This is a genomic window from Cupriavidus numazuensis, from assembly GCF_905397435.1.
GTDB lineage: Bacteria > Pseudomonadota > Gammaproteobacteria > Burkholderiales > Burkholderiaceae > Cupriavidus > Cupriavidus numazuensis.
In genome coordinates this window covers 51,866-76,935 of sequence record NZ_CAJPVI010000016.1, presented here as the reverse complement: position 1 = coordinate 76,935, position 25,070 = coordinate 51,866, and the positions used below count along the sequence as shown (strand labels likewise).

Sequence of the window (25,070 nt, the reverse complement as noted above, 5' to 3'; positions counted from 1 at the left end):
GCCGCAGGGAACAGCGCTGGCCGGAATCGCTCATCCAACGTGCAGATCGGACCACACCAACTCCGCAACAACCTGTTTGTCGCCCCCATGGCGGGCGTGACGGACCGGCCCTTCCGCCAGCTGTGCAAGCAGCTCGGCGCGGGCTATGCGGTGTCGGAGATGGTGGCGTCGAACGCACAGCTGTGGAAAAGCGAGAAGACCATGCGCCGCGCGAACCATGCCGGCGAGGTCGAACCGATCTCGGTACAGATCGCCGGCGCCGAGCCGGGCATGATGGCCGAGGCCGCGCGCTACAACGTCGATCGCGGCGCGCAGATCATCGACATCAATATGGGCTGCCCGGCCAAGAAGGTCTGCAATGTGGCCGCGGGCTCCGCGCTGCTGCAGAACGAGCCGCTGGTGGTACGCATTGTCGAGGCCGTGGTCGCCGCCGTCGGCGACCGCGTGCCGGTCACGCTCAAGATCCGAACGGGCTGGAACCGCGAGAACCGCAATGCGCTGCGCATCGCGCGCATGGTGGAAGACGCGGGCATCAGCATGCTGACCATCCACGGCCGCACGCGCGCGGACCTGTACCACGGCGATGCCGAGTACGAGACCATCGCCGCGGTCAAGGCCGCCCTCCGCATTCCGGTGGTGGCCAACGGCGACATCACCACGCCGCAGAAAGCCAAGCAGGTGCTCGCGTTGACGGGCGCCGACGCCATCATGATCGGCCGCGCGGCGCAGGGCCGGCCGTGGCTGTTCCGTGAAATCGAGCATTTCCTGAAAACCGGGGAGCTGCTGCCGTCGCCCGAAGTGGCCGAGATCCGCGCGATCATGAACGCGCACCTCGAAGACCACTATGCGTTCTACGGCGAGTTCACCGGCGTGCGCACGGCGCGCAAGCATATCGCGTGGTACACGCGCGGGCTGCGTGGCGCGAACCTGTTCCGCCACCGCATGAACACGCTGGAAAGCACCGGCGAACAACTGGCCGCGGTCAACGCCTTCTTCGATGAGCAGGCGCAATGGTCAGACCGGCTCGTCTATGTCGATGAGGCAGATGCCGGTGGAGAAGAAACGAACAACAACAACGACAAAGGGGAGTTGCTTGCCGCATGAGCCGCAACGCTATCGACCAGTGCATCCGGGACAGCCTGGATAGCTACTTTCGGGATCTGGACGGCGAAGTGCCTTCCAATATGTACAACATGGTGCTGGAGGCAGTCGAGCGCCCGTTGCTCGAAGCCGTGATGGTGCGCGCCGAGCGCAACCAGTCGCTGGCCGCCGCCTACCTCGGCATCAATCGCAATACGCTGCGCAAGAAGTTGCAGCTGCACGGTTTACTTTGAATTTGAAGCGTTTCGTACAGCCATGATCAAGCAAGCTCTCCTCTCTGTTTCCGACAAGACCGGCATCGTCGAATTCGCGCGCGAACTGAACGCGCTCGGCGTCACGCTGCTTTCCACCGGCGGCACCGCCAAGCTGCTGGCCGACAGCGGCCTGCCCGTCACGGAAGTGGCCGACTACACCGGCTTCCCCGAGATGCTCGACGGCCGCGTGAAGACGCTGCACCCGAAGGTCCACGGCGGCATCCTCGCGCGCCGCGACCTGCCCGAGCACATGGCCGCGCTGGCCGAGCACGACATCCCGACGATCGACCTGCTGGTGGTGAACCTGTACCCGTTCCAGCAGACCGTGGCCAAGGATGACTGCACGCTGCCCGACGCGATCGAGAACATCGACATTGGTGGCCCGACCATGCTGCGCTCGGCCGCCAAGAACCACCGCGACGTGACCGTGATCGTCGATCCGGTCGACTACGCCGTGGTGCTCGACGAAATGCGCGCCAATGGCAACAAGGTTGGCTACGACACCAACTTCCGCCTGGCGACCAAGGTGTTCGCGCACACCGCGCAGTACGATGGTGCGATCACCAACTACCTGACCAGCCTCGGCGCCGACAAGTCGCACCAGGCCCGCAGCGCCTACCCGCAGACGCTGAACCTGGCCTTCGAGAAGGTCCAGGAAATGCGCTACGGCGAGAACCCGCACCAGTCGGCTGCGTTCTACCGCGACCTGAAGGCCGTGGATGGCGCACTGGCCAACTACGTGCAGCTGCAGGGCAAGGAACTGTCGTACAACAACATCGCCGACGCCGATGCGGCCTGGGAATGCGTGAAGTCGTTCGACGTCACCACGCCGGCCTGCGTGATCATCAAGCACGCCAACCCGTGCGGCGTGGCTGTCGGCGCCAACGCGCTCGAAGCCTACGACAAGGCCTTCAAGACCGACTCGACCTCGGCCTTCGGCGGCATCATCGCCTTCAACGTCGAACTCGACGAAACCGCGGCCCAGGCCGTGGCGAAGCAGTTCGTCGAAGTGCTGATCGCCCCGTCGTTCAGCGCCGGCGCGCGCGCCGTGTTCGCATCCAAGCAGAACGTGCGCCTGCTGGAAATCCCGCTGGCCAAGGGCATCAACCAGTATGACCTCAAGCGCGTCGGCGGCGGCCTGCTGGTGCAGAGCCCGGACGCCAAAAACGTGCAGCCGTCCGAACTGCGCGTGGTCACGCGCCGTCATCCGACGCCGAAGGAAATGGACGACCTGATGTTCGCCTGGCGCGTCGCCAAGTTCGTCAAGTCCAACGCCATCGTGTTCTGCGGCGGCGGCATGACGCTCGGCGTCGGCGCAGGCCAGATGAGCCGTGTGGATTCGGCACGTATCGCCAGCATCAAGGCGCAGAACGCCGGCCTGACGCTGGCAGGTTCGGCCGTGGCATCGGACGCCTTCTTCCCGTTCCGCGATGGCCTGGACGTCGTGGTAGACGCCGGCGCAACCTGCGTCATCCAGCCGGGCGGTTCGATGCGCGATGACGAAGTGATCGCCGCCGCAGACGAGCGCGGCATCGCCATGGTCCTGACCGGCACCCGCCATTTCCGCCACTAATCAAGGCGAGAAAAAAAAGAGCTCCGGGGCGCGGGCCCAACCCGCACCCCGGAGCTTTTTTTCATTTTCTCAGCGCAACCCGCAGCCACGGCACCCAAACAAGGCACCACTCCCGCCTCCCGGGTTACAAAGACGGCCCGTCAACGAAGGTGCGCGCTCCGATCAGCGAGCGACAGGCAGCCGAACTGACCCCTGAAGCAATTACCCGTACAAAAACACTGGCACACTACGATCAATATTCGCCCGTTAGGGCAAGCAAACGCGCTTTTTGGTTACTTTTTGTCGCTCGGACAAAAAGTGACTCGCCGGCTACGCCGGCGAAACAGCCGCGCAAGCCAAGAACAACACCCGATCAAAGCCTGACAAAGCAACCCCAAAAAACATCAATGCGTATTCTCGGCATCGACCCCGGCCTCCGCACCACCGGCTTCGGCGTCCTGGAAAAGCACGGCAACAAGCTTTCCTACATCGCCTCGGGCACCATCAAAAGCAATGGTGAAACGGACCTGCCTGCGCGCCTGAAGACGCTGTTCGACGGCATCAGCGAGGTAGCCCGCACGTACGCCCCGGATTGCGCAGCGATCGAAAAGGTCTTCGTCAACGTCAACCCGCAATCCACGCTGCTACTAGGTCAAGCACGCGGCGCGGCAATCTGCGGCCTGGTCGGCCAAGGCCTGCCGGTGTTCGAATACACCGCCCTGCAACTGAAGGTAGCAGTAGTCGGCTATGGCCGCGCCAACAAGGAACAAGTGCAGGAAATGGTCATGCGTCTGCTAAGCCTGCCTGGACGGCCAAGCACTGACGCCGCCGATGCCCTGGGCGTCGCGATCTGCCACGCCAATGGCGGCGACACGCTCGGCACGTTGTCGGGCCTGGCCCCTGAACTGGTCCGCAAGGGCATGCGCGTCCGGCGAGGGCGCCTGATCGGCTGACACCAGTTCCACGAGAAGCAGCGCCCGGTCTCTTACAATCGAGGGCATTTGCCGCGCCCGGCATGTCCCCGCGCGCGGCGGTCACGGACTTCCACCATGCTCCGCCTTCGATCCAGTCTTCGCGTGACCCTTGCTGCGGCGTTTTTGGCCGGCTGCGCCACGACGCCAACTCCGCCGCCGGTTACCAAGGCAGCAGTGGCACCCACGGAGGCGCCAGCACCCGCCGCGAAGCCGCTGGTCATCGCCCATCGCGGCGCCAGCGCGCTGCGCCCCGAACACACGCTGGCCGCCTACGCCAAGGCCATCGAGGATGGCGCCGATGTCATCGAGCCGGATCTCGTGAGCACGCGCGACGGCGTCCTTGTGGCACGCCATGAGAACGACATCAGCGGCACCTCCAACGTCGCCGAGCTACCGGAGTTCGCCAGCCGCAAGCGCACCAAGGTGATCGATGGCGCCCGCCTGACCGGCTGGTTCACCGAAGACTTCACGCTTGCCGAACTCAAGACGCTGCGGGCCCGCGAGCGCATTCCGAAGCTGCGCCCCGCCAACGCCCGCCTGAACGACCAGTTCGAGATCCCGACCTTCGATGAGATCGTGCGGCTCGCGCAGCAGGCGTCGCTGCGCACCGGCCGGCAGATCGGCCTGTATCCGGAGCTGAAGCATCCGAGCTATTTCCGCGGCATCGGCTTGCCGCTCGAAGACAAGCTCGTCGATGCGCTGCGCCGGCAGCCGTACCTGCGCGAAGCGCCCGTCTTCATCCAGTCGTTCGAGGCTGGCAGCCTGCGGCACGTGCGCAAAGCGATCGGCCATGGCATGCCGAATGTCAGGCTCACGCAGCTCATCGGCAACCCGAAGCAAACCCCGCCCGACTGGCGGCTGGCTGGCGACACACGCACCTATGGCGACATGCTGACCACGACCGGCCTGCGCGAGGTGGCCACCTACGCCGATGGCATCGGTCCGGAAAAGAACAGCGTGGTGCCGCGCGATGCGCAGGGCGGCCTTGGCACGCCCACTGCGGTCGTGCGCAATGCGCACGCGGTCGGGCTGCTGGTGCACCCCTACACATTCCGGCCCGAGAACGCCTTCCTGCCCAAGGCCTTCCAGACCGGTGGCGACGATGCCACGCGCAGCCCCTCGGGCATGGTGCGAGAGGTGCAAGCCTTTGTCGCAGCCGGCGTGGACGGCGTCTTTACCGACGACCCGGCGCTGGGCCGGCGCGCGATTGACGCTGGAACTCCGTGAATCCGCGACACGCCGCTGGGCTACACTTGCGGCCTTCCGCAAGAACGTTGAACCGACCTTTACTGCAAACACCATGATCGGACGCATCGCCGGCACGCTTATCGAGAAAAACCCTCCGCACCTGCTGGTGGACTGCCACGGCGTCGGCTACGAGATCGATGTGCCGATGAGCACGTTCTACAACCTGCCCGCGACCGGCCAGCCGGTGACGCTGCTCACGCAGTTGATCGTGCGCGAGGACGCGCACCTGCTCTATGGCTTCGGCACTGCGGCCGAGCGCAATACATTCCGCGAGCTGATCAAGATCACCGGCATCGGCGCGCGCATGGCACTGGCTGTGCTGTCGGGCATGTCGGTGGCGGAACTGGCCCAGGCCATCACGCTGCAGGAAGCCGGTCGTCTCACGCGCGTGCCCGGCATCGGCAAGAAGACCGCCGAGCGGCTGATGCTCGAGCTCAAGGGCAAGCTTGGTGCCGAACTCGGCCACGCGCCGGGCGCGGCGCCCGTGCACGACAGCGCGGTCGATATCCTCAACGCACTGCTGGCACTCGGCTATTCGGAAAAGGAAGCGGCCACGGCCATCAAGCAGGTGCCCGCCGGCACGGGTGTCTCGGACGGTATCAAGCTGGCGCTGAAGGCCTTGTCCAAGGCGTGAGGCGTAAAATAGCGCGATACCAGACGCCGCAGCCATGATTGAAACCGACAAGTTTTCCGCCCCCGACCGCGTGATCTCGGCCACGCCCGCTTCCTCGCGCGAAGAGGCGTTCGAGCGCGCGCTGCGGCCCAAGCTGCTCGACGAGTATGTGGGCCAAGAGAAGGTGCGCGGGCAGCTCGACATCTTCATGCACGCGGCGCGCAATCGCCGCGAGGCGCTGGACCATGTGCTGCTGTTCGGGCCGCCGGGCCTGGGCAAGACCACGCTGGCCCACATCATCGCGCGCGAAATGGGCGTGAACCTGCGCCAGACCTCGGGCCCCGTGCTCGAACGCCCCGGCGATCTGGCCGCACTGCTGACCAACCTCGAAGCCAACGACGTGCTGTTCATCGACGAGATCCACCGGCTGTCGCCGGTCGTCGAGGAAATCCTGTACCCGGCGCTCGAGGACTACCAGATCGACATCATGATCGGCGAAGGCCCCGCGGCCCGTTCGGTCAAGCTCGACCTGCAGCCGTTCACGCTGGTCGGCGCCACCACGCGCGCCGGTATGCTGACCAACCCGCTGCGCGACCGCTTCGGCATCGTGGCGCGGCTGGAGTTCTATACGGCCGAGGAACTCGCGCGCATTGTCACGCGTTCCGCACAACTGCTCGGCGCGCACATCGACCCGCAGGGGTCTCTGGAGATTGCACGCCGTGCGCGTGGCACGCCGCGGATCGCCAACCGCCTGCTGCGCCGCGTGCGCGATTACGCCGAAGTCAAGGGCGATGGCACCATCACCCGCGAGATCGCGGACGCCGCGCTGGCCATGCTGGACGTGGATCGCGTCGGGTTCGACCTGATGGACCGCAAGCTGCTCGAAGCCGTGCTGCATAAGTTCGGCGGCGGCCCGGTCGGCGTCGACAACCTCGCTGCGGCAATTGGCGAGGAACGCGACACCATCGAAGACGTGCTCGAGCCCTACCTGATCCAGCAAGGCTATCTGCAGCGTACGCCCCGCGGGCGCGTCGCGACGGCCGCCGCCTACCGCCATTTTGGCCTGGCATCGCCGCAAGCCGGCGACAGTGGCGACCTGATCGACGGCGAATAACCGAGGGCCTGCTGCACTGCGGCAAGCCCCCTCGGCGGCTGGTCGGGACGTCAATTAAACATTTTTGTCTCGCACCCCAAATTTTTTCGAAGTGGATTGCTGGCCCCTGCCCGATTGTCCACAATGGCTTCAACGGTACCCTCGCCCGGGTGCCTGGCAGTCGTGCCGGCCGGCACGGCGCGTCACCTTCTCCAAGGAAAGCCATGATCCGTCGTCCGTCCTCCCTGCCCGCCGCGGTACTCGCTGCGGCCATGCTCTTCGCCACCAGTGCCTACGCCCAGCGTCCGCAGGCTCCGGTCGGCGTTGCCGAGGAGGCCGTGGTCAGCGGCAAGATCATTGATATCGACCCGAACACCAAGGCCGTGCTGGTACAAGGCCCGCGCGGCAATGTCGTCGAACTCGTCGCCGGAGACGAAGCCAAGAACTTCGGGCAGATTCGCAAGGGGGATATCCTCACCATCGCGCGCGGCGCGGCGCTCGTGGCATCGCTCGAGCCCGTCGACAGCAAGGCGACCGCACTCGCGGAATCGGTGGAGCGTACCTCGCGCGCCGCGGAAGGCAGCAAGCCCGGCGTCATGCGCGAGATCACCACGACGGTGACGGCGGAGATCACGAAGGTCGACCCGGCCAAGCACCTGGTCACGTTCCGCGGCCCGCGCGAAACCTTGCGCACGGTCAAGGTGGAAGATCCTGCCATCGATCTGACCAAGATCCAGCGTGGTCAGATGGCAAAGATCGTCTATCGTGAAGTCGTAGCCATTACGGTCAGGGCCCCGGCTGCATCCGCAGCCAACTGACTTCGTACCCGACGCGGTTACTTTACCCCACCAGGAGGTTACCTATGAATCGACGCCATTTTGTTACCCGGGTTGCCGGATCGGGGCTGCTCGTCGCCACTGCGTTCACGGTTGGCTGTACGACGACAGGCACCAAGGCCTCGTCCGATCCGGCAGCGAAAAGACAGGAAATCGATGCGGGTGTTGATGGCGCGTTGAACCGCCTGTATTCCTCGACCAACGGTTCGCGCGAACTGGCAAACCGCGCGCAAGGTATCCTGGTGTTCCCGCGCGTCATTGCGGCCGGCCTCGTGGTCGGCGGCGAGTACGGCGAGGGCGCGCTGCGCTCCAAGGGCTCGACCGTCGGCTACTACAGCACCGCGCAGGCCTCGGTCGGCCTGACCGCCGGTGGCCAGTCCAAGGCCATCATCATCATGTTCATGACGCCGGAGGCGTACAACAAGTTCGTGTCGAGCAAGGGCTGGACCGCCGGCGCCGACGCGAACGTGGCATTGGCCAAGATCGGCGCCAATGGCCAGCTCGATACCCTGACCAGCCAGCAGCCGGTCGTGGGCTTCGTGCAGACCAACGCGGGCCTGATGTTCGATGCGTCGATCAACGGCGCCAAGATCTCCAAGCTGGACATCTGAAACCGGCGTGAAGGCCGGCGGCCCAGCCGCCCGGCCGCTCTGCGCGCACCATCCCGGCCCTGGCCGGGATTTTTCTTGCGGCACGGCAAGACAGCGCTCCGGCTGGCATAATCCCGCGAAAAAGCAACAGGCACCTATGCGCGCCTGCCAAACCGGGAACATCCATGTCCGCCCTGCCCACCGCCCCCACCCATACCACCGGGCGCGTCTACCGCTACTACGACCTGGTCATGGTGGCCTTCGTCACCGTGCTGCTGTGCTCGAACCTGATTGGGGCCGCCAAAGCCGCGCAGGTCACGCTGCCGGTGCTGGGACCAGTGACCTTCGGCGCCGGCGTACTGTTCTTCCCGATCTCGTACATCTTTGGCGACGTGCTGACCGAAGTCTATGGCTATGGCCGGGATCGCCGCGTCGTGTGGGCCGGCTTCGCGGCGCTGGCGTTCGCCACGTTCATGAGCCTGGTGGTACTGCACATGCCGGTGGCGCCGTTCATGGCCGATTACCAGAAGAGCCTGGAGGATGTGTTCGGCAATACCTGGCGCATCGCGTTCGGGTCGCTGATCGCCTTTTGCTGCGGCAGCTTCGCCAACAGCTATGTACTGGCCAGGATGAAGCTATGGACGGGCGGACGGTGGCTGTGGACGCGTACCATCGGCTCGACCCTGGCCGGCGAACTCGTCGATTCGTCGTTGTTCTACGTAATCGCGTTCTACGGCATCTGGCCGCTCGAGAAGGTGATCCAGGTCGCGGTGGCGCAGTACGTGCTGAAGACCGGCTGGGAAGTCGTGATGACGCCGGTCACCTACAAGGTCGTGAATTTCCTCAAGCGCGCCGAGAACGAGGACTGGTACGACCGCAATACCGACTTCACGCCGTTCCGCATCCGCGTCTGAGGTCTGCGGCGCGGCAGCGCGCGGAGCGTCAGGGGACGCGCCGGTCCACTTCGTCCAGCGCCAGCGTTTCGAGGTGCGTGACGTCGCCCCACTGCGCGAGCGTCAGATGATGGCTGTCGCTGCGCAGCCGGTTGATGCTGGCGTTGAGCAGCTCGTGCTGGCGCGGCGCCTCCAGCGTCATGCCGGTGGCTTCCCGGTAGAGGCAGTCGAGCACGCCGCCGTGTGCGACCAGCGCGATACGCTCGCCCGGATGCCGGCGCGACAGCGACAGCGCGATCTCGACGGCCCGCTCATGGAACTGCGCGAGCGATTCCCCCTGCGGCGGCGTGTAGTCGGGCACGCGCGCCTGCCAGCGCGCGAAGTCCTCGGGCAGCTTCTCGGCGACCTCGGCGTAGGTCATGCCCTGCAGCGTGCCGTAGCTGCGCTCGCGCAGGCGCGGCTCGGAGCGGACCTTCAGGCCAAGGGTCTCGGCCAGGGGCGCGGCGGTCTGCATCGCGCGGCCGAGGTCGCTCGAATAGACCGCATCGATCGGCTCGCCGGCCAGTGCCGCGGCCAGCGCGCGGGCCTGGGCCTCGCCGGTCTCGTTGAGCGGGATGTCGAGCTGGCCTTGCAGCCGGCGCTCGCGGTTCCAGGCCGTCTCGCCATGACGGATCACGATCAGGTGCGTGTAGGCCAGCGAATGCGGCCCGGAGCTTTGCAACATGCCCTTTCCTTGCATTTCCTTGCGCTTGCCACCGACCGGCGCCTGCCGGCCGCCCGGCCTCAGCCAGCTACCTTGGGATTGAGCGTGTAGGTGCCGGTCAGGCTGGCCTGTGCCAGCACATGGCCGCGAATGGCTTCCAGTACCTGCGCGCCCGTGAACTTGCCGTCCAGCGGCACGCGGTCGACATCAAGCGCGTAGACCGTGAACACGTAGTGGTGCAGCAACGTGTCGTTCCACGGCGGGCACGGGCCGTCGTAGCCGTAGTAGTCGCCCTTCATGTCGGCGTCGTTGGCGAACCAGCCGGTGTAGTCGTTGATGCCGTGACGCAGGCCACCCGCGGTCGCGGTGCCGCCGGCCGCTTCCGGGCCGGGCTTGCCGCGCGCGATCACGCCGTCGCTGTGCGAGGCCGCGGCGATCGAGGTCAGGCCCGGCGGCATGTCGACCAGCACCCAGTGGTAGAAGTCCACGCGCGGCAGCGATGCCGGCACTTCGCGGCCTTCCTGGTTGACGTCGTCGCCCTGGCTCGGGACGTCGCGGTCATGGCAGATCAGGACGAAGGACCGCGTCTGGGCCGGTGCATCTTCCCAGTGCAGGTCCGGATTGCGGTTGCTCGACAGCGCGACGTGCGCGGCGGCATCAGGCACGCAGAAAGCGAACTCGCCCGGAATCGGCGCGTTGTCGGCGAAGGACTTGCTCCAGAGTTTCATTTGTCTCTCCTGTCTGTGGATGGCCGCGCCGGCGCGGCCATCGTTGTTTCCTGTTGCCTGTACGGCCTCTTGGGTCAGGCGTTGCCGGGCGGCGGCACGCGCAGCCAGAACGTCACCGGTCCGTCGTTGGTCAGGCTCACCTGCATCATCGCGCCGAACTCGCCGGTCTGCACATGCGGGTGCGATGCACGCGCACGCTCGACGAAATACTCGTAGAGGCGGCGCCCGTCCTCGGGCGATGCCGCCGGCGTGAAGCTGGGCCGGGTGCCGCTGTTGGTATCGGCCGCCAGTGTGAACTGCGACACCACCAGCAGTCCGCCCGCCCCGCCGTTGCCGTCCATGTTCTGGACCGGCAGGTTCATCTTGCCGTCGGCGTCCGAAAACACGCGGTAGGACAGCATCTTGGCGAGCAGGCGGTCGGCTTGCGCCTCGGTGTCGCCGCGCTCGGCGCAGACCAGCGCCAGCAGCCCGGCGCCAATCTCTCCGGTGGTGCGGCCCTCGACCGTCACGCGGGCCTGCGAGACGCGCTGGATCAGTGCGATCATCGCCCGCCTCAGGCCAGCGTCACGCGGGCAAAGCGGCGCTTGCCGACCTGCACCACGTAAGTGCCCGCGGCTACCTTGACGGCCTTGTCGCTGACGGTCGCGCCATCGATCTTCACGCCGCCCTGCTCGATATTGCGGTTGGCCTCGGACGTGGACGGCACCAGGTTGGCCTGCTTGAGCAGCTGCGCAATGCCTAGCGGGGCGCCCGACAGGCTGACTGCCGGGATATCGTCCGGCACGCCGCCGCGCGCGCGGTGGTTGAAGTCCTCAAGTGCCTTTTCGGCATCGGCCTGGCTGTGGAAGCGGGCCACGATCTCCTGCGCCAGCAGCACCTTGCAGTCGCGCGGATTGCGGCCGGCCGCGATTTCCTGCTTCATCAGGTCGATCTCGGCGAGCGGACGGAACGACAGCAGCGTGAAGTACTGCCACATCAGGTCGTCCGAAATGCTCATCAGCTTGCCGAACATCTCGTTGGGCGCCTCGGTCACGCCGACGTAGTTGCCCTTGGACTTCGACATCTTCTCGACGCCGTCCAGGCCGACCAGCAGCGGCATGGTCAGGATGCACTGCGGCTCCTGGCCGTATTCCTTCTGCAACTCGCGCCCGACCAGCAGGTTGAACTTCTGATCGGTGCCGCCAAGCTCCAGATCGGACTTCAGCGCGACCGAATCGTAGCCCTGCATGAGCGGATAAAGGAACTCATGCACCGAAATGGGAATCCCAGACCGGAACCGTTTGGTGAAGTCGTCACGCTCCATCATCCGGGCCACGGTGTACTTGGCAGCGAGCTGGATCATGCCGCGTGCGCCGAGCGGATCACACCACTCGCTGTTGTAGCGGATCTCGGTGCGGGCCGGATCGAGCACCAGGCTGGCCTGGCGGTAGTAAGTCTGGGCGTTGGCCTCGATCTGCTCGCGCGTCAGCGGCGGCCGGGTGCTGTTGCGGCCGGACGGATCGCCGATGGTCGAGGTGAAATCGCCGATCAGGAAAATCACCTGATGGCCCAGGTCTTGCAGCTGACGCAGCTTGTTCAGCACCACCGTGTGGCCGATGTGGATGTCGGGCGCGGTGGGGTCGAGGCCGAGCTTGATGCGCAGCGGAACGCCGGTCGCCTCGCTGCGGGCCAGCTTCTGCAGCCATTCGGCTTCGATCAGCAGTTCGTCGCAGCCGCGCTTGGACACCTCCAGCGCGTGCATCACCGACGGCGTGAGGGGATATTTGGCCGCGGGGCCGGAGGAAGCTTCAGTCATGACGTAAGTCTTTGAAATACATGAAAATTTGGCGGATGCGCCACTCGGCCCCGGGCCGGTTCTTGGTATAATCCGCGCTTTGCGGCACAACGTGGCACTAAGCCCGTGCGCCACCCGCCATTCTAGGCGGCAAATAAAGATGAACAGCCCGCGCCGCACCTCGGGGGAGGAAGGCAGACGACACACATCGTTGCGGCAGCGGTGCCCAGACCAAGGTTGAATTTTACGTGATGTGGTCCAGACTCCGCGAAGTTTTCGCGCGCGAGCTGGTGGTTCTCGTCGACCCGACCAGCCCCCAGCATGCGCGACGGCGCAAACAACTCACCGCTTCGGTGGGTGCGATGTTCACGCTCGGCATGGCCGCCGCCATGGGCGTCGCGCCGCGCAGCGCCTTCAATGACCCGCTTGCGCCGCGCGTGAACGAGCCGCTGCGCATGCCCGATGTGCGCGAACAGCTCGAACAGATTTCCGATATCGATACCGATGCCGTCTACGTGCGCCAGGAGCGCATGCAGCGCGGCGACACCATCGGCTCGCTGCTGCGCCGCCTTGGCGTGGACGATCCCGATGCGCAGGCCTTCATCCTGAAGAACCCGACCGCGCGCGGCCTGTTCAACGTCAATCCCGGTCAGGCCGTACAGGCGGAGATCGACGACAGCAATATGCTGGTCTCGCTGCAGGCCAACCTGGGCGGCAATGCCGCGACTTCGCGCGAACTCGTGATCGAGCGGGTCGAGCCGGCAAAGGCCGGTGGAACGACCACGTACAAGGCGCGCGTGCAGAACGTCGACAACGACCTGCGCTATGAAATGGCGTCCGGCTCGATTTCCTCGGCCGGCTTCTTCAAGGCCATGGACACAGCCAATGTGCCCGACGACATCGTGCAGCAGATGCTGTCGATCTTCTCGGGCGTGATCGACTTCCAGCATGACATCGCCAGCGGCGACCGCTTCCGCATCATCTACGAAGCGGGCTTCCAGGACGGCGCGTTCATCCGCAACGGCCGCGTGATTGCGATCGAACTGATCAATCGCAACCAGCTCCACCAGGCCCTGTGGTTCGCACCGGAAGGGGAAAACAACGGCGCGTACTACACGTTCGACGGCCGCAGCATGAAGCGTCCGTTCCTGCGTTCGCCAGTGGAATTCTCGCGCGTGTCGTCGGGCTTTGGCGGCCGCGAGCATCCGCTGCACCATGCGTGGGCCCAGCACAAGGGCGTAGACTTCGCCGCGCCGACCGGCACCAAGGTGCTTTCGACCGGCGAAGGCACGATCGACTTTGTCGGGCAGCAGAACGGCTACGGCAACATCATCATCGTGAAGCACGCGAACGGCTACTCGACCTACTACGCCCACCTCTCCGGCTTTGCGGGCGTGCAGCAGGGCCAGCGCGTCTCGCAGGGCCAGGTCATCGGCTATGTCGGCCAGACCGGCTGGGCCACCGGGCCGCACCTGCATTACGAGTTCCGCTTCAACGACGTGCCGCAGAACCCGCTGAGCATCGCGCTGATGGAAGCGCCGGTGCTGACCGGCAAGGCGCGCCAGGAATTTCTCGGCTATACCAGCGAAATGCTCGGCCGCATCAACGCGCTGCGCACCTATAACGTTCTTACCGCGGCCAACTGACAGCCGCTCCGCCCGGAGACTCCATGCGCGCGCAAGGCGACCGCTATATCGGCATCATGTCTGGCACCAGCATGGACGGCGCGGACGCCGTGCTGGTGGACTTCAGCGGTGAGCGCCCGGCCGTGCTGGCCGCCGCGCACGAGCCCTTCCCCGACGCGCTGCGCGCGGACTTCGGCCAGCTGCAACAGCCGGGCGACAACGAGATCCATCGCGAAGCGCTGGCCGCCAATGCACTGGCGCGCGTCTATGCCGGCTGCGTGACCACGCTGCTCGGACAGGCCGGACTGCAAGCGGGCGATGTCGCGGCGATCGGCGCGCATGGGCAAACCATCCGCCATCGACCCGGCCTCTACGACGAAATCGGCTACACGCGCCAGAGCCAGCACCCCGCACTGCTGGCCGAGCTGGCCGGCATCGACGTGGTCGCCGATTTCCGCAGCCGCGACGTGGCGGCGGGTGGCCAGGGCGCGCCGCTGGTGCCTGCTTTGCACCAGGCCCTGTTTGGCGACGGCGCCGAGGCACGCGTGGTCTGCAATATCGGCGGCATCTCCAACATCAGCGTGCTGCCCGGCGATGGCGGAGCCGTGATCGGCTTCGACTGCGGGCCCGGCAATGCGCTGCTCGACTACTGGATCGGCGAACAACTCGGCATGCCGTACGACGATGACGGCGCCTGGGCCGCGAGCGGCCGCGTCGATGAAGCGCTGCTGGCCGAATGCCTGGCCGACCCCTACTTCAATGCAGCGCCGCCCAAGAGTACGGGCCGCGACCTGTTTCATCCCGCGTGGCTCGAAGCACGCCTTGCGACGCGGGGCGGCCCTGCCCCGTCGCCGGCCGATGTGCAGGCGACACTGGCCGCGCTGACGGCCGAAGCCATTGCACGCGATGTCCGTGCCCATGCGGCCCCATCAAGACGCCTGATCGTCTGTGGCGGCGGCGCGCGCAACGGCTACATCATGCGGCGCCTCGCGCAAGCCTTGCCGGGCGTCGCCGTGCAGACTACCGAAGATTTCGGGGTGCCGGTTTCGCAGGTCGAAGCGATCGCCTTCGCCTGGCTCGCGCGGCAGTGCCTGCTCCGCCTGCCGGGCAATGTCGCCACGGTCACCGGCGCCGCCGGTCCGCGCGTGCTCGGCGCGATCTATCCGCGCTGATTGGCGCTGCGGCGACCAGGCTCAGGCCGGCGCCGCATGCCCGCTTTCCACCATCCATTCGATAAATGCCTGTGCGAGCGGCGACGCGCGCACGGACTGCGCGCGTGCCAGCACGACCCGCTGCGCGGTCACCGGCTCGCGTAACGGCAGGCACGCGATGGGCTGTCCGTCATAGCTGTGGTCACCGGCCGGGCGCGTGCACGACAGCGCCACGCCGTAGCCATGCGCCACGAGACCGCGCTGCATCTCGAACGTCTGCGTGTACTGGTGCAGCGTCGGATGCAGTCCGTGCGCCCAGAACAGCGACAGGAAGTACTCACGTGTCTGCGCGATGTCCTCGAGGATCAGGCGCTCGCCGGCCAGTTCGGCAAGGCTGATATCGCGCTGGCCCGCGCGTGGATGGCTCGCCGGCAACAACGCGTAGGGCGGCAGGCTCGCCAACATCCATCGGTCGACGCGCTGGTCGAAGCCGAGGTCGTACGTCAGCGCAAGCTCGGCCTTGCCGGCCTGCAGCGTGCGGTGGACCGTGGCCAGATCCGCCTCGAACAGCGTGATGGAAACCGCCGGGTGTCGCTCCCGGAAGCCTGCCAACAATCGAGGGACGAAGTATGGACCCAGGTCCTGAAAGCAAGTCAGCGACAGCCGGCCGCTGAGCCCCTGCTGTCCTGCTTCATCGACGGTGATTCCCGCAGCCAGGGCCAGGATATCGCGTGCCCGTGCGAGCAAGCGCTGCCCGGCCGGCGTGAGTTCGAGGCCGCGGCTGACCTGCCGGCGAAACAGCGCCTCGCCCAGCGTGTCTTCGAGCTGCGCGATGGCCGTCGACACCGACGGCTGGGACACATGGCGCGCCCGCGCCGCAGCGCTGATGCTGCCATGCTCGGCAGCCGCGACGAAGTATTCCAGTTGCCGGAACGAGAAAGGGATCATTTTTTCCTATACTACAACATAGGAAATATATGCTTTTCCTATTGATCGAGGTTACCGATACTGGGCACGTCCCCGCACCGGAGCCTTGCCATGGAAATCACCACAGAACAGATCAGCAGCTATCAGCGCGACGGCGTGCTGGTATTGCGTGGCGCCTTCACCGACTGGGTCGAGCGGCTGCGCGACGGCTTTGAACAGAATCTGGCGCAACCCGGGCCCTTTGCCATCGAGAACGTGCGCGAAGGCGAGCGCGGCCGCTTCTTCGAGGACTACTGCAACTGGCAACGCATCGAACCGTTCGATGCTTTTATCCGCCAGTCACCGGCCGCGGCCATCGCCGGCCAGATCATGCAATCGCAGGCCGTGCAGGTGTTCCACGAACATATCCTCGTCAAGGAACCCGGCACGGCGAAGCCGACACCATGGCACCAGGACCTGCCCTATTACTGCATGGATGGCCTGCAGACCGCGAGCTACTGGATTCCGCTGGATCCCGTGACGCAGGCCAATACGCTGCGCGTGGTAGCGGGCTCGCACCGCTGGCCGCGGCTCGTCCGCCCCAAACGCTGGGCCAGCAACGAGAATTTCTATGGAGGCGACGATGCCTTTATGGAAATGCCGGACATCGAAGATGGCAGCCACACCATCCTGCAGCCCGAACTCGAGCCCGGCGACGCAGTGGTATTCGACTTCCGCACGGTTCACGGCGCTGCCGGCAATACCGGCACTGGCCGGCGCCGCGCATTTTCGGCGCGCTTTCTCGGCGATGACGTGCGGTTCTTGGAACGGCCCGGCCGTACCTCGCCGCCGTTCCCCGGCATCAATCAGCAGACCGGCGAGCGGATGCGCGAGGACTGGTTTCCGGTCGTGTGGCGGGCGACGCCGGCATAAAAAAAAGCGCACCCGAAGGTGCGCTTTTTTTCCGGGACGTCTTGCCTCAGACCGAGAACGACGAGCCGCAACCACAGGTGGTGCTTGCGTTCGGGTTCTTGATCACGAACTGCGCGCCGTTGATGTCTTCCTTGTAGTCGATCTCGGCGCCGACCAGGTACTGGTAGCTCATCGAGTCGATCAGCAAGGTCACGCCGTTCTTGACCATCGTGGTGTCGTCTTCGTTGACTTCCTCGTCGAACGTGAAGCCATACTGGAAGCCAGAGCAGCCGCCGCCCTGCACGAACACGCGCAGCTTCAGCTCGGCATTGCCCTCTTCCTCGATCAGCTGCTTGACCTTGTCGGCTGCGCTGTCGGTAAAGACGAACGGTGCCGGCACGTCCTCGGTAACGGGGGCCTCTGCGACTGCGTTCATGGGGTTCTCCTGTTTAGGTACGCCTGTATTTTAAGCGCTACTGGAAAATCGTGCCGAATCCCTTGGTTTTCAAGGGCTTCTGGCAAAGTTTCGCGCGTGGTAGCGTGGTATTTACGCCGCTTTGCCGGCTTCCGCGCCTTCGCCCGGCAGGGGCATATCGTCGGCCGCCTCGCTCGGGTCTTGCATGGATGACAGGTTGGGCAACGCCTTGATCTCTTCCTGTCCGAGCGGAATCAGTCGACCTTCGACGAGCGCGCCCTGATGCATCTCGAGCGCGGCATACCGCACCTCCCCGAGCACGCGCGCGTGCGGCTGGAGTTCAAGCAGTTCGCTTGCGTGGACCGGCCCCTTCACCGTGCCGTTCAGGATCAGGTGCCCGACGGCGATCTCGCCTTCCACCATGCCCTTTTCGCTGATCACGAGCATGCTGGGCTTGTCGCCGGCAGCACGGATATTGCCGCGCACCTTGCCGTCCAGCCGCAGGCCACCCGAGAACACGAGATCGCCGTCGATGGCGGTGCCCTCGCCGATCAGCGTGTCGATCGTCAGTCCCTTCTTTTTGGAAAACAACATCCTTCCTCCGTATCTCATCGCGTGGCCGCCGTTGCATCGGCGCAGCAGCCAAGTGTCCGTCTGACGACTCGCCGCGATTGTATCCGCAGCCAGGCAAGGAACCCCGCGCAATCAATGAGGCAATTTGTGACTTTTTCCGCAGGCAGGGTAACAAAGGCAAAAAAAAAACCGCACGGTAATCCGTGCGGTTTTTCTGGCGTCGCGCAATCCGGCAAGCCGGACTGGCGAACACACACATCAGCGCTTCGAGAACTGCTTGCGGCGACGTGCCTTGTGGAAACCAACCTTCTTACGCTCGACCTCACGTGCGTCACGCGTCACGTAGCCAGCCTTCGACAGGGCCGACTTCAGCGTTGCATCGTAGTCGATCAGGGCGCGGGTGATGCCGTGACGGACCGCACCGGCTTGGCCGGTTTCGCCGCCGCCGGTAACGTTGACCTTGATGTCAAACGTTTCAGCGTGCTCGGTCAGTTCCAGCGGCTGGCGCACGATCATCAGGGAAGTTTCGCGAGCGAAGTATTCCTTGATGGGCTTGCCATTGACGACGATGTCGCCCTTGCCCGACTTGATGAAGACACGTGCCACGGCGCTCTTGCGGCGGCCAGTACCGTAATTCCAGTTACCGATCATGGATTGGCCTCCTTAGATTTCCAGCGCCTTGGGCTGCTGCGCTTCGTGCGGATGCTCGGCTTCGGCGTAAACCTTCAGCTTCTTGATCATCGCGTAGCCCAGCGGACCCTTCGGCAGCATGCCCTTGACAGCCTTTTCCAGGGCACGGCCCGGGAAACGCTGTTGCATCTTGCCGAACGTCGTTTCGTAGATACCGCCCGGGTAACCCGAATGGCGATAGTACTTCTTATCCGTTTCCTTGGTACCCGTGACACGCAGCTTGGCTGCATTGACGATGATGATGTAATCACCCGTGTCGACGTGCGGAGTAAATTCCGGCTTGTGCTTGCCGCGCAGACGGCGTGCCACTTCGCTGGCAACACGGCCGAGGACTTTGTCCGTCGCGTCAATCACGTACCAGTCGCGCTTTACCTCATGAGGCTTGGCGGAAAAGGTCTTCATGATTTTTCCTGACTATTAGAGAACTGCCCGATACTGACTCGCGAAGGCTTGTACTCGCCCCTGCAAATCTCGTCGGCCGATCCTGTGGACCTGGCCTTCCTGCTTGTCTTCGCAGGCTCTCCCTGCATCTCTTCCGCGGGCATGGCGGAAAAGCCGTAGATTATACTGTGCGACGCGATCTGGACACAAGCAAAGTCAAGGGATTTCGTCAAGTTCGCCACGACTCTGACGCCGACGAGCGGAAACATGGCTCCCACCGCACTCGCCAGACATGGGCGAAAAAAAACCCAGGCGGTTTGGCCTGGGTTTGAATCCACCAAAGGAGGAGGGTGGAGGAGACACTTGGAGATCGACGGTGTTCTTGCGGGCGGTGCGGAGGGCTTGGCCGGGGGCTTCGCTTTCGCACTCTGGCGCGCTGTCTGCGCCGTCGTTCAATGATTGGAATTATACATGGGGTAATCCCTGATGCAAGCGAAATTTGCAGTGCGAAATGTGATTTCACATCATGGGAAGACACACACCGAACAAGAAAGACATCATTCCCCTTTAAAATCAACAAGTTGATTTGCAAAGCACGATGTCACGCAACTGACACATTAGAAGAAACCCTCAGTTTCTTCAGGGTTATCGGCATCCGCGCCCGAGGCTTTACGATGTCGTATCCCGGAAAAAGCAAGATGCGAGATCCCGCGCTTGCGCCCAAATACACACAACTCAGACGACAGGAACGAACAAAATGGAATGCAAAGTGACATGGATGGGCGCCGAGGGCATGAGCTTCGTGGCCCAGACCGGCAGCGGCCACATCGTCGCCATGGACGGCGCCCCGGAAGGTGGCGGCCATAACCTGGCACCGCGGCCGATGGAAATGGTGCTGCTGGGCACCGGCGGCTGCACCGCCTATGACGTGGTTCTGATCCTCAAGCGCGGGCGCCAGGAAGTGACCGGCTGCGACGTCAAGCTCGAAGCCGAACGCGCCGGCGAAGATCCGAAGGTCTTCACGCGCATCAACTTCCACTTCGTGGTGACCGGCAAGAACCTGAACCCGGCCACGGTCGAGCGCGCCATCAAGCTGTCGCACGAGAAATACTGCTCGGCGTCGATCATGCTGGCCAAGACCGCGGAAATCACGCACACGCTGGAAATCGTCGAAGGCTGACGAAATGTGAATGCCCGGGCAGATTGACTGGCCGGGCATCTCGGAAGACAAGCGCAAAGCAGGCCGATAAGCCGGATTCTGTGCACGCCACCGCACCTTGCGGCGCGGCGGCGCGTGACAACCATTCCTCTAGGCCGACTGTTGCCAGCCGGCTCCAGCTCCCTACCCGCAGGCTCAGCGGGCCGCCTCGATGCCTGCCTATTTGGGATTGCTCCAGGTGGAGGTTACCGCGTTTCACCCTTCCCGCCAGGCGAACCTGGCGGCAAGACTCGTCTCTGTGGCCCTATTCCGCACGTTACCGTGGATGGCTGTTAGCCAACACCCTGCCCTGTGGAGTCCGGACTTTCCTCCCCTTGCACCTTGCGATGCAAGCAGCGATTGTCTGGCCTGCTTTGCGGCCCGAAGTCTAACATCAATGCGGGCCCGCCGGTCAGGCTGAAGGGCTGTGACGCCGGCCCGGCCGGAATACCGTCGTGTCCGTATAGAACGCCGCATCGGCATTCGCTTCGCACCAGCCCGGAATGCCCATGACGGGCAATGGCGCGAAGCTGCGGCCGCCACGCAACGACCCTGCATCAGCCGCCTTCTGCAATGACACAGCCACCAACGGATCGATGGCGAACGGGCTTGCTGGTTCAGCAGGCAGCGCCAGCGGCCACGCATGCGCCGTGACGGATTTGTACGGATTCACCAATTTCTCGAGCAACGCGTGACCGAAGGGCACCACCACGCATTGGTGGCCCCAGTCCTGCCTGCGCCGGATAAACAGTTCGTCCCAGCCAAACCCGCGCAGCGCTGTCTCCAGGCTGGCGTCGCTGCTCAGGAACAGCAAGGCGTTCTCGTCGAATAGTGTCGCCGCGTCGCGCACCCCGCCGCGGCCAGCCTGTACGCCGGCGTGAGCGATCTCCCGCGCCTGGATCGCATTGAGCCGTGCCTTCGCCTGCGGAAAATGCAGCCAGATCAACGCGTTGAAGAAATCGTGGAGGTTCTCGCGCGTCGGCACCGTACCCGTGGCGTGGATGTGCGCCTCATAGGCGATGCCGACGGGCAGTTCGTCTTGTGCGACGAACGTCAGCGGCAGGCTCCGGACGTTGCGCAATACCATGCCGCTGGCCAGCTCGTTGAGGCAGGCATGCAGCGATGCGCCGTCCGCCACGGCCGTGCCAAGTCCGGCTCCGATGGCCGCAAAGGGCCGGAACCACGGGCGCGTCCAGTCGATCGCCGAAAGCAAAGCGGCGAACCCGTGGTTCGCCGCCGATTGGATTACGCTCAAAGCCGTGCGGCTCAGCGCGCCTTCCAGCGCAGCGTCTCGCCCGCGCGCAGCGGCACCAGGGTGGCGTCGCCGTACGGCAGTTCAGCCGGCAGTTCCCAGTCTTCGCGCTCCAGCGTCAACGTGCCGGTATTGCGCGGCAGGCCGTAGAAGGCCGGACCGTTGAAGCTCGCGAACGCTTCGAGCTTGTCGAGCGCGCCGGCGGCGTCGAAGGCCTCGGCATAGAGCTCCATCGCGTGCAGCGCGGTGTAGCAGCCGGCGCAGCCGCAGGCATGTTCCTTCAGGCCGCGCGCGTGCGGGGCGCTGTCGGTGCCCAGGAAGAAACGGTCGCTGCCGGACGTTGCGGCGGCGACCAGCGCCTCGCGATGGGTTTCGCGCTTGAGCACCGGCAGGCAGTAGTAATGCGGGCGGATGCCGCCGGTAAAGATCGCGTTGCGGTTGTACAGCAGGTGGTGCGCCGTGATGGTCGCACCCACCGGGCCGCTCGCGTCGCGCACGTACTGGGCCGCATCCTTGGTCGTGATGTGCTCGAACACCACCTTCAGCTCCGGGAAGTCGCGGCGCAGCGGCGTCATGACGCGGTCGATGAAGACCGCCTCGCGATCGAAGATGTCGATGTCACCATCGGTCACTTCGCCGTGCACCAGCAGCGGCAGGCCGACACGCTGCATCGCCTCGAGCGCGCCCGCGCAGCGGCGGATGTCGGTCACGCCGGCATCGCTGTTGGTGGTGGCGCCGGCCGGGTACAGCTTGACGCCATGCACGAAACCGCTCGCCTTGGCCGCGACGATCTCCTCGGCCGGGGTGTTGTCGGTCAGGTACAGCGTCATCAGCGGCTCGAAGCTCATGCCGGCCGGCAGCGCGGCCAGGATGCGCGCGCGATAGGCCTGCGCCTGCTCGACCGTGGTCACGGGCGGCTTCAGGTTCGGCATGATGATCGCGCGGCCGAACTGGCGCGCGGTATCGGGCAGCACGGCCGCGAGCGCCGCGCCGTCGCGCAGGTGCAGGTGCCAGTCGTCCGGGCGGGTGATGGTGAGCTTCTGGGTCATGGTTGCTGGGCCTGCCGCCGCATGCGCGGCAGGCGTACTGGAAGTTAGAGAATCAGGATGGCGCGGTAATCGTTCACATTGGTGCGCGTCGGGCCGGTCACGACCAGGTCGCCGACCGCATCGAACAGACCCCAGGCATCGTGCGCGTCAAGCTGGCGCCTGGCCGGCACGCCTGCCGCTTCCGCACGCGCCAAGGTCGTCGGATCGGCCAGCGCGCCCGCGTTGTCCTCGGAGCCGTCGATGCCGTCGGTGTCGGCGGCAATGGCGTACACGCCTTCCATGCCAGCCAGTTCGATCGCCAGCGACAGCAGGAATTCCGAGCAACGCCCTCCCCGGGCCTTGCTGCTGCCACCGCCGGCCGGCAATGTGACCGTGCATTCACCGCCCGAAATCAGCGCAACCGGCGCGGCAAACGGCGCATTGTACGCGCGAATTTCGCGCACCAGCGCAGCATAGACGCGCGCGACCTCCTGCGCTTCGCCCGTTACCGTATCACCGAGGATCACCGGGGTGATGCCGCGCTCGCGGAACAGCGCCGCGGCCGCCTGCAGGCTGCCGTGTGCGGTCGCAATCATACGGTTGTCGACACGCCCGAACAGCGGATCGCCGGGCTTGGGCGTCTCGGCCACCTCGCCGCGCGCGCCGCGCTCGAGGTGCGACTGGACACTAGCCGGCACCGTCGCGCCGTAGCGGCGCAGGATATCCAGCGCGTCGGTGAACGTGCTGGGATCCGCCACGGTTGGCCCCGAGGCGATCGCACTCGGATCGTCGCCGGCCACGTCCGAGACAATCAACGTCGTCACCGGCGCCTGGCTGGCCTGCGCGAGACGCCCGCCCTGGATGCGCGAGATGTGCTTGCGCACGATATTCATCTCGGTGATCGGCGCTCCGCAGCGCAACAGTTCCTTCGTCGTGGCCTTGAGATCGGCCATCGGAATGCCTTCGGCAGGCAGGGACAACAAACTCGAACCGCCGCCGGACACCAGCACCAGCAGGCGGTCCTGGGGCGTCAGTGCTGTCACCTGCGCCAGGATCTCGGCCGCAGCCTGTTCCCCGGCCTCGTCCGGCACAGGATGCCCGGCCTCGATCACGCGCACATGCTGCGTGGGCAGGCCATGCGCGTAGCGCGTGACTACGAGCCCGTCGATCTGCGCCTTGCCGGCATAGGCCTCCTCCACCGCCAGCGCCATCGACGCGGCGGCCTTGCCCGCCCCCACAACCAGCGTTCTTCCGCCTGCCTGTGGCGGCGGCAAGTGTTCGGCCACGATCTTCAGTGGATCCGCCGCCGCCACCGCGGCCTGGAACGTCTCCAGCAGCAGCGCGCGCGGATCGCCCGTGAAACTCCCCGGCGCGCTCACAGTGCCTCCGCGATCGCGCGGCCCAGGTCTTCGGTGCCCGCCTTGCCGCCGATATCGCGCGTCAGCGGCGCATGGTCGGGACCCGCGGACAACACCTTCTCGATGGCGCCGAGCACGGCGGCACCGGCCGCGTCGTGGCCGAGATGCTCCAGCATCATGGCGCCGCACCAGATCTGGCCAATCGGGTTGGCCACGCCACGGCCGGCAATGTCCGGCGCCGAGCCATGCACCGGCTCGAACAGGCTCGGATACGTGCGGTCCGGATTGATATTGCCCGACGGCGCAACGCCGATCGTGCCGGTACACGCCGGCCCCAGGTCGGACAGGATGTCGCCAAACAGGTTGCTCGCCACCACCACGTCGAACCAGTCCGGATGCTGGACGAAGTGCGCGGTCAGGATGTCGATGTGGTACTTGTCGACCTTGATGCCGGGATAGCTGGCGGCCATCGCCTCCACGCGCTCGTCCCAGTACGGCATGGTGATCGAAATGCCGTTGGACTTCGTCGCCGACGTCAGGTGCTGCTTCGGGCGCTTCTTCGCCAGTTCGAACGCGAATTTCAGGATGCGGTCGACGCCGACCCGGCTCATCACCGTTTCCTGCATCACGATCTCGCGCTCGGTGTTCGGGAACATGCGGCCGCCGATGCTCGAGTACTCGCCCTCGGTGTTCTCGCGCACGACATAGAAGTCGATGTCGCCGGGCTTGCGGTCCGCCAGCGGACTCTTGATGCCGGGCATCAGGCGTACCGGCCGCAGGTTCACGTACTGGTCGAACGAGCGGCGGAACTGCAGCAGCGACCCCCAAAGCGACACGTGATCGGGCACGGCATCGGGCCAGCCCACGGCGCCAAAATAGATCGCGTCGTACTTCACCAGCGTGTCGAACCAGTCGTCCGGCAGCATCTTGCCGTGGCGCGCGTAGTAGTCGCAGCTGGAGAAATCGAAGTGGTCCCACCGGAAATCGATGCCGAACTTGCGTGCGGCGGCATCCATGACGCGAATGCCCTCGGGCATCACTTCCGTGCCGATTCCGTCTCCGGGAATCACGGCAATCCTGTATTGGCTCATAGCTGTCGGGAAGGGTGGTGCGGGATGGCCTGAGGCGCCGGAAGGCGTGCGCTTGGCAGCGGCCCGGGCGCGCGGGATAATGTCTGCATTCTATTGCAAAGCGGCAGCCCCCTGCCGATCCGGTGCCCCGC

At 65.2% G+C, this 25,070-nt stretch carries 27 protein-coding genes and 1 other RNA gene; 14 read left to right on the top strand and 14 right to left on the bottom strand.

The annotated features are described in order from the left end of the window. The first annotated feature begins 39 nt into the window (after positions 1-39). The 10 genes from dusB (at position 40) to KHO41_RS14555 (ending at position 9,175) form a co-directional block, all read left to right on the top strand. A complete protein-coding gene (gene dusB / locus KHO41_RS14600; protein ID WP_211953989.1) occupies positions 40-1,104 on the top strand; it encodes a tRNA dihydrouridine synthase DusB in 1,065 nt (354 codons plus the stop codon). Continuing rightward, positions 1,101-1,334, top strand: coding sequence for a Fis family transcriptional regulator (locus tag KHO41_RS14595; protein WP_211953988.1), 234 nt, complete (start codon positions 1,101-1,103; stop codon positions 1,332-1,334). The genes dusB and KHO41_RS14595 overlap by 4 nt, the downstream gene beginning before the upstream one ends. A gap of 22 nt (positions 1,335-1,356) precedes the next feature. Next, complete coding sequence (gene purH, locus KHO41_RS14590; RefSeq protein ID WP_211953987.1) at positions 1,357-2,928, top strand: bifunctional phosphoribosylaminoimidazolecarboxamide formyltransferase/IMP cyclohydrolase; 1,572 nt, start codon at positions 1,357-1,359, stop codon at positions 2,926-2,928. A gap of 386 nt (positions 2,929-3,314) precedes the next feature. Continuing rightward, complete coding sequence (ruvC, locus tag KHO41_RS14585; RefSeq protein ID WP_211954062.1) at positions 3,315-3,860, top strand: crossover junction endodeoxyribonuclease RuvC; 546 nt, start codon at positions 3,315-3,317, stop codon at positions 3,858-3,860. A 96-nt stretch (positions 3,861-3,956) separates the two neighbouring features. Beyond that, positions 3,957-5,108 carry a glycerophosphodiester phosphodiesterase gene (locus KHO41_RS14580; protein ID WP_211953986.1) on the top strand — a complete coding sequence of 384 codons (1,152 nt, stop codon included), beginning with the start codon at positions 3,957-3,959 and terminating at the stop codon, positions 5,106-5,108. A gap of 73 nt (positions 5,109-5,181) precedes the next feature. Then, positions 5,182-5,763: a Holliday junction branch migration protein RuvA gene (gene ruvA, locus KHO41_RS14575; RefSeq protein ID WP_211953985.1), complete on the top strand. Its 582-nt coding sequence runs from the start codon at positions 5,182-5,184 to the stop codon at positions 5,761-5,763. A 34-nt stretch (positions 5,764-5,797) separates the two neighbouring features. Further along, entirely contained in the window at positions 5,798-6,856 is a 1,059-nt protein-coding gene (gene ruvB, locus KHO41_RS14570; protein WP_211953984.1) for a Holliday junction branch migration DNA helicase RuvB, read from the top strand. 203 nt (positions 6,857-7,059) lie between these two features. Further along, the gene (locus KHO41_RS14565) at positions 7,060-7,653 is read left to right on the top strand and encodes a hypothetical protein (protein ID WP_211953983.1); all 594 of its coding nucleotides are present in this window, start codon (positions 7,060-7,062) and stop codon (positions 7,651-7,653) included. 44 nt (positions 7,654-7,697) lie between these two features. Further along, positions 7,698-8,282, top strand: coding sequence for a BPSL1445 family SYLF domain-containing lipoprotein (locus KHO41_RS14560; RefSeq protein WP_211953982.1), 585 nt, complete (start codon positions 7,698-7,700; stop codon positions 8,280-8,282). Between the two features lie 164 nt (positions 8,283-8,446). Continuing rightward, positions 8,447-9,175 carry a queuosine precursor transporter gene (locus tag KHO41_RS14555; protein WP_211953981.1) on the top strand — a complete coding sequence of 243 codons (729 nt, stop codon included), beginning with the start codon at positions 8,447-8,449 and terminating at the stop codon, positions 9,173-9,175. A gap of 28 nt (positions 9,176-9,203) precedes the next feature. Here KHO41_RS14555 and KHO41_RS14550 read toward each other — a convergent pair whose 3' ends face one another. From KHO41_RS14550 to tyrS, 4 genes are all read right to left on the bottom strand, one after another. Next, positions 9,204-9,878, bottom strand: coding sequence for a histidine phosphatase family protein (locus KHO41_RS14550; RefSeq protein WP_041679469.1), 675 nt, complete (start codon positions 9,876-9,878; stop codon positions 9,204-9,206). 59 nt (positions 9,879-9,937) lie between these two features. Continuing rightward, positions 9,938-10,585, bottom strand: a complete 648-nt coding sequence (locus KHO41_RS14545; RefSeq protein WP_211953980.1) for a YbhB/YbcL family Raf kinase inhibitor-like protein — start codon at positions 10,583-10,585, stop codon at positions 9,938-9,940. Between the two features lie 74 nt (positions 10,586-10,659). Further along, complete coding sequence (dtd, locus tag KHO41_RS14540) at positions 10,660-11,130, bottom strand: D-aminoacyl-tRNA deacylase (protein WP_211953979.1); 471 nt, start codon at positions 11,128-11,130, stop codon at positions 10,660-10,662. A gap of 8 nt (positions 11,131-11,138) precedes the next feature. Beyond that, the gene (tyrS, locus tag KHO41_RS14535; RefSeq protein ID WP_011296665.1) at positions 11,139-12,380 is read right to left on the bottom strand and encodes a tyrosine--tRNA ligase; all 1,242 of its coding nucleotides are present in this window, start codon (positions 12,378-12,380) and stop codon (positions 11,139-11,141) included. Between the two features lie 230 nt (positions 12,381-12,610). Between tyrS and KHO41_RS14530 the strand changes: the two genes are divergently transcribed. After that, positions 12,611-14,005 carry a M23 family metallopeptidase gene (locus KHO41_RS14530; RefSeq protein WP_211953978.1) on the top strand — a complete coding sequence of 465 codons (1,395 nt, stop codon included), beginning with the start codon at positions 12,611-12,613 and terminating at the stop codon, positions 14,003-14,005. A gap of 23 nt (positions 14,006-14,028) precedes the next feature. Beyond that, positions 14,029-15,156, top strand: coding sequence for an anhydro-N-acetylmuramic acid kinase (locus tag KHO41_RS14525; RefSeq protein WP_211953977.1), 1,128 nt, complete (start codon positions 14,029-14,031; stop codon positions 15,154-15,156). 21 nt (positions 15,157-15,177) lie between these two features. On the opposite strand, the gene KHO41_RS14520 is transcribed toward KHO41_RS14525, so the two are convergent. After that, positions 15,178-16,083 (bottom strand): LysR family transcriptional regulator, encoded by a 906-nt coding sequence (locus KHO41_RS14520; protein ID WP_211953976.1) that lies wholly within the window; start codon positions 16,081-16,083, stop codon positions 15,178-15,180. Positions 16,084-16,173: 90 nt separating this feature from the next. Between KHO41_RS14520 and KHO41_RS14515 the strand changes: the two genes are divergently transcribed. After that, complete coding sequence (locus KHO41_RS14515; RefSeq protein ID WP_211953975.1) at positions 16,174-16,974, top strand: phytanoyl-CoA dioxygenase family protein; 801 nt, start codon at positions 16,174-16,176, stop codon at positions 16,972-16,974. Between the two features lie 46 nt (positions 16,975-17,020). Here the strand turns inward: KHO41_RS14515 and erpA are convergent, their stop codons facing one another. The 4 genes from erpA to rplM all read right to left on the bottom strand — a co-directional run bounded on the left by erpA (position 17,021) and on the right by rplM (position 19,033). After that, entirely contained in the window at positions 17,021-17,389 is a 369-nt protein-coding gene (gene erpA, locus KHO41_RS14510; RefSeq protein WP_010813904.1) for an iron-sulfur cluster insertion protein ErpA, read from the bottom strand. 111 nt (positions 17,390-17,500) lie between these two features. Continuing rightward, positions 17,501-17,962 (bottom strand): bactofilin family protein, encoded by a 462-nt coding sequence (locus KHO41_RS14505; RefSeq protein WP_211953974.1) that lies wholly within the window; start codon positions 17,960-17,962, stop codon positions 17,501-17,503. A gap of 237 nt (positions 17,963-18,199) precedes the next feature. Continuing rightward, entirely contained in the window at positions 18,200-18,592 is a 393-nt protein-coding gene (rpsI, locus tag KHO41_RS14500) for a 30S ribosomal protein S9 (protein WP_011296659.1), read from the bottom strand. A gap of 12 nt (positions 18,593-18,604) precedes the next feature. Then, entirely contained in the window at positions 18,605-19,033 is a 429-nt protein-coding gene (gene rplM, locus KHO41_RS14495; RefSeq protein ID WP_010813907.1) for a 50S ribosomal protein L13, read from the bottom strand. 736 nt (positions 19,034-19,769) lie between these two features. Between rplM and KHO41_RS14490 the strand changes: the two genes are divergently transcribed. Beyond that, a complete protein-coding gene (locus KHO41_RS14490; protein WP_211953973.1) occupies positions 19,770-20,192 on the top strand; it encodes an OsmC family protein in 423 nt (140 codons plus the stop codon). Positions 20,193-20,243: 51 nt separating this feature from the next. Here the strand turns inward: KHO41_RS14490 and rnpB are convergent. The 5 genes from rnpB to KHO41_RS14465 form a co-directional block, all read right to left on the bottom strand. Next, positions 20,244-20,586: RNase P RNA component class A (gene rnpB / locus KHO41_RS14485), an RNA gene on the bottom strand. Between the two features lie 36 nt (positions 20,587-20,622). Then, the gene (locus KHO41_RS14480) at positions 20,623-21,465 is read right to left on the bottom strand and encodes a DUF3025 domain-containing protein (RefSeq protein ID WP_376989577.1); all 843 of its coding nucleotides are present in this window, start codon (positions 21,463-21,465) and stop codon (positions 20,623-20,625) included. An 11-nt stretch (positions 21,466-21,476) separates the two neighbouring features. Next, a complete protein-coding gene (gene pyrC, locus KHO41_RS14475) occupies positions 21,477-22,511 on the bottom strand; it encodes a dihydroorotase (RefSeq protein ID WP_211953972.1) in 1,035 nt (344 codons plus the stop codon). A 44-nt stretch (positions 22,512-22,555) separates the two neighbouring features. Beyond that, positions 22,556-23,869, bottom strand: a complete 1,314-nt coding sequence (locus tag KHO41_RS14470) for a glycerate kinase type-2 family protein (protein ID WP_211953971.1) — start codon at positions 23,867-23,869, stop codon at positions 22,556-22,558. After that, the gene (locus KHO41_RS14465; protein ID WP_211953970.1) at positions 23,866-24,939 is read right to left on the bottom strand and encodes a tartrate dehydrogenase; all 1,074 of its coding nucleotides are present in this window, start codon (positions 24,937-24,939) and stop codon (positions 23,866-23,868) included. The genes KHO41_RS14470 and KHO41_RS14465 overlap by 4 nt, the downstream gene beginning before the upstream one ends. Positions 24,940-25,070: the final 131 nt, after the last annotated feature.

What these genes read in the sequence shown, in the direction of transcription:
- KHO41_RS14595 (WP_211953988.1), top strand. Translation starts at nt 1,101, where the DNA reads ATGAGCCGCAACGCTATCGACCAGTGCATCCGGGACAGCCTGGATAGC.
- purH (WP_211953987.1), top strand. Translation starts at nt 1,357, where the DNA reads ATGATCAAGCAAGCTCTCCTCTCTGTTTCCGACAAGACCGGCATCGTC.
- ruvC (WP_211954062.1), top strand. Translation starts at nt 3,315, where the DNA reads ATGCGTATTCTCGGCATCGACCCCGGCCTCCGCACCACCGGCTTCGGC.
- KHO41_RS14580 (WP_211953986.1), top strand. Translation starts at nt 3,957, where the DNA reads ATGCTCCGCCTTCGATCCAGTCTTCGCGTGACCCTTGCTGCGGCGTTT.
- ruvA (WP_211953985.1), top strand. Translation starts at nt 5,182, where the DNA reads ATGATCGGACGCATCGCCGGCACGCTTATCGAGAAAAACCCTCCGCAC.
- ruvB (WP_211953984.1), top strand. Translation starts at nt 5,798, where the DNA reads ATGATTGAAACCGACAAGTTTTCCGCCCCCGACCGCGTGATCTCGGCC.
- KHO41_RS14565 (WP_211953983.1), top strand. Translation starts at nt 7,060, where the DNA reads ATGATCCGTCGTCCGTCCTCCCTGCCCGCCGCGGTACTCGCTGCGGCC.
- KHO41_RS14560 (WP_211953982.1), top strand. Translation starts at nt 7,698, where the DNA reads ATGAATCGACGCCATTTTGTTACCCGGGTTGCCGGATCGGGGCTGCTC.
- KHO41_RS14555 (WP_211953981.1), top strand. Translation starts at nt 8,447, where the DNA reads ATGTCCGCCCTGCCCACCGCCCCCACCCATACCACCGGGCGCGTCTAC.
- KHO41_RS14550 (WP_041679469.1), bottom strand. Translation starts at nt 9,878, where the DNA reads ATGTTGCAAAGCTCCGGGCCGCATTCGCTGGCCTACACGCACCTGATC.
- KHO41_RS14545 (WP_211953980.1), bottom strand. Translation starts at nt 10,585, where the DNA reads ATGAAACTCTGGAGCAAGTCCTTCGCCGACAACGCGCCGATTCCGGGC.
- dtd (WP_211953979.1), bottom strand. Translation starts at nt 11,130, where the DNA reads ATGATCGCACTGATCCAGCGCGTCTCGCAGGCCCGCGTGACGGTCGAG.
- tyrS (WP_011296665.1), bottom strand. Translation starts at nt 12,380, where the DNA reads ATGACTGAAGCTTCCTCCGGCCCCGCGGCCAAATATCCCCTCACGCCG.
- KHO41_RS14530 (WP_211953978.1), top strand. Translation starts at nt 12,611, where the DNA reads ATGTGGTCCAGACTCCGCGAAGTTTTCGCGCGCGAGCTGGTGGTTCTC.
- KHO41_RS14525 (WP_211953977.1), top strand. Translation starts at nt 14,029, where the DNA reads ATGCGCGCGCAAGGCGACCGCTATATCGGCATCATGTCTGGCACCAGC.
- KHO41_RS14520 (WP_211953976.1), bottom strand. Translation starts at nt 16,083, where the DNA reads ATGATCCCTTTCTCGTTCCGGCAACTGGAATACTTCGTCGCGGCTGCC.
- KHO41_RS14515 (WP_211953975.1), top strand. Translation starts at nt 16,174, where the DNA reads ATGGAAATCACCACAGAACAGATCAGCAGCTATCAGCGCGACGGCGTG.
- erpA (WP_010813904.1), bottom strand. Translation starts at nt 17,389, where the DNA reads ATGAACGCAGTCGCAGAGGCCCCCGTTACCGAGGACGTGCCGGCACCG.
- KHO41_RS14505 (WP_211953974.1), bottom strand. Translation starts at nt 17,962, where the DNA reads ATGTTGTTTTCCAAAAAGAAGGGACTGACGATCGACACGCTGATCGGC.
- rpsI (WP_011296659.1), bottom strand. Translation starts at nt 18,592, where the DNA reads ATGATCGGTAACTGGAATTACGGTACTGGCCGCCGCAAGAGCGCCGTG.
- rplM (WP_010813907.1), bottom strand. Translation starts at nt 19,033, where the DNA reads ATGAAGACCTTTTCCGCCAAGCCTCATGAGGTAAAGCGCGACTGGTAC.
- KHO41_RS14490 (WP_211953973.1), top strand. Translation starts at nt 19,770, where the DNA reads ATGGAATGCAAAGTGACATGGATGGGCGCCGAGGGCATGAGCTTCGTG.
- pyrC (WP_211953972.1), bottom strand. Translation starts at nt 22,511, where the DNA reads ATGACCCAGAAGCTCACCATCACCCGCCCGGACGACTGGCACCTGCAC.
- KHO41_RS14465 (WP_211953970.1), bottom strand. Translation starts at nt 24,939, where the DNA reads ATGAGCCAATACAGGATTGCCGTGATTCCCGGAGACGGAATCGGCACG.